This is a genomic window from Halorubrum sp. AJ67 (genome assembly GCF_000513435.1).
The window spans coordinates 23,726-25,470 of sequence record NZ_CBVY010000020.1 but is presented as its reverse complement, the minus strand read 5'-3'; the positions used below and the strand labels follow the sequence as shown (position 1 = coordinate 25,470).

Genomic DNA, 1,745 nt, shown 5'->3' with positions numbered 1-1,745 from the left:
CTCGGCGACCAGTTCGCGGAGCCGGTCGCCGGCCCCGTGGCTCGCGGGGCGCATGAGCCGCAGGTCGGGCGCGTCGCCGCCGCCTTCCGTCTCCGCCGAACGCTCAGCGAAGAACTCGTCGAGGCCTTCGCCGAACGACTCGGCCCGCACGTAGGTCACGTCGTGGCCGCCCTCGCGGAGCCGGTCTCGGAAGTGCCGCATCGCAGAGAACACTACCGTTAGCTTGTGCGCGTGGTACGGTTTCCGGTCGGCGAACCCGTGCGCCTCGATCAACAGTACGTCGTCGGCGTCAGCGAGGACGTCGAGGTCGGGGTTGAGCTGGTCGCCGAGCAGCCAGCAGGTCGTCCGGTCGCTCACGTCGATCAACACGGGAGCCAGCGGCATAGCTCCGGCGGCGCGCGTAGCTTTTTGTCCTCGCCTCGAACTAATCTCAGTATGGAGTACACGACCCTCGGTTCCACCGGCACCACCGTCTCGAAGATATGTCTGGGCTGTATGAGCTTCGGCGACTCCGACTGGCGCGAGTGGGTCCTCGACGAGGAGGAGGGGAAAGAGCTGATCGAGCGCGCGATCGACCTCGGCGTGAACTTCTTCGACACCGCCAACATGTACTCGAACGGCGAGAGCGAGCGCGTCCTCGGCGACGCGCTCGACGGGTACGACCGCGACGAGTACGTCCTCGCCACGAAGGGGTACTTCCAGATGGACGAGTCGAATCCGAACTCGGGCGGCCTCTCGCGGAAGGCGATCGAACAGGAGCTGGAACACAGCCTCGACCGGCTCGGCGTCGACACGATTGACCTCTACCAGATCCACCGCTGGGACGACGAGACCCCGATCGAGGAGACGCTCGCCGCGCTCGACGATGCCGTGCGACGCGGCGACGTGCGGTACATCGGCGCGTCCTCGATGTGGGCCCACCAGTTTGCGGACGCCCTACACACCAGCGAGCGCGAGGGGTACGAGCGGTTCGCCGCGATGCAAAACCACTACAACCTCGCGTACCGCGAGGAGGAACGGGAGATGCTGCCGTTATGCGAGAAGGAGAACGTCGGCGTGATGCCGTGGAGTCCGCTCGCCCGCGGCTACCTGACCCGTCCGCACGAGGACGTCGACGCGACGCTCCGCGGCGAGACCGAAGAGCACCTCTACGCGCACCCGTACCGCGAGGGCGGCGGGCTCGCGGTCAACGAGCGCGTCGAGGAACTGGCCGCGGAGAAGGGCGTGAAGATGGCCCAGATCGCGCTCGCGTGGCTGTTCCACAAGGAGTGGGTCGACACGCCCATCGTCGGCACGACGAGCGTCGAGCACCTCGAAGACGCGGTCGAGGCGCTGGATATCGACCTGTCCGACTCGGACATCGAGTGGCTCGAAGCGCCGTACGAGCCGGTCCGCGTCTCCGGACACGAGTGACGCCGGAGCAGACCGCGGCGCTCACCGCCGAGGTATAAATACACCGTCGCGGACGCCACGACAACCCTTTTCGGCAGCGCCGCCGAACCGTGGCGCATGGCAGACGACGACGCCACAGACCCCGAGAACGGCGAGGCCGGCGAACAGGGCGACGCCCCCGAGGGCGACGACGGCGAGGAGAAGTCCTTCCGCGAGCGCGTCGAGGAGATCCGCGAGCGACGCGAACAGGAGCGCGAGGAGGGCGACCGGCCCGACCCCGAGGAGATGATGGGCGGCGGCGGCCCGCCGGGGATGGGCGGTGGCGGCGGCGGCAACCCCTTCGCACAGATGAT

The 1,745-nt window shown here is 68.1% G+C and carries 2 protein-coding genes and 1 pseudogene; 2 read left to right on the top strand and 1 reads right to left on the bottom strand.

Annotated features, from left to right (window positions below; translation table 11 throughout):
- Nucleotides 1–357 (bottom strand): cryptochrome/photolyase family protein (locus tag BN903_RS13360; protein WP_195155816.1); only part of this gene is annotated, 357 nt, incomplete at its 3' end.
- A 78-nt stretch (nucleotides 358–435) separates the two neighbouring features.
- Here BN903_RS13360 and BN903_RS13355 point away from each other — a divergent pair.
- Together BN903_RS13355 and BN903_RS13350 are read left to right on the top strand one after the other, a co-directional pair.
- Nucleotides 436–1,413, top strand: coding sequence for an aldo/keto reductase (locus BN903_RS13355; RefSeq protein WP_048078206.1), 978 nt, complete (start codon nucleotides 436–438; stop codon nucleotides 1,411–1,413).
- A gap of 96 nt (nucleotides 1,414–1,509) precedes the next feature.
- Nucleotides 1,510–1,745, top strand: a pseudogene (locus tag BN903_RS13350) (hypothetical protein); the annotation flags it as partial.

Excerpts from the sequence above, each read along its gene's own strand:
- BN903_RS13355 (WP_048078206.1), top strand. The coding sequence starts at position 436 with ATGGAGTACACGACCCTCGGTTCCACCGGCACCACCGTCTCGAAGATA.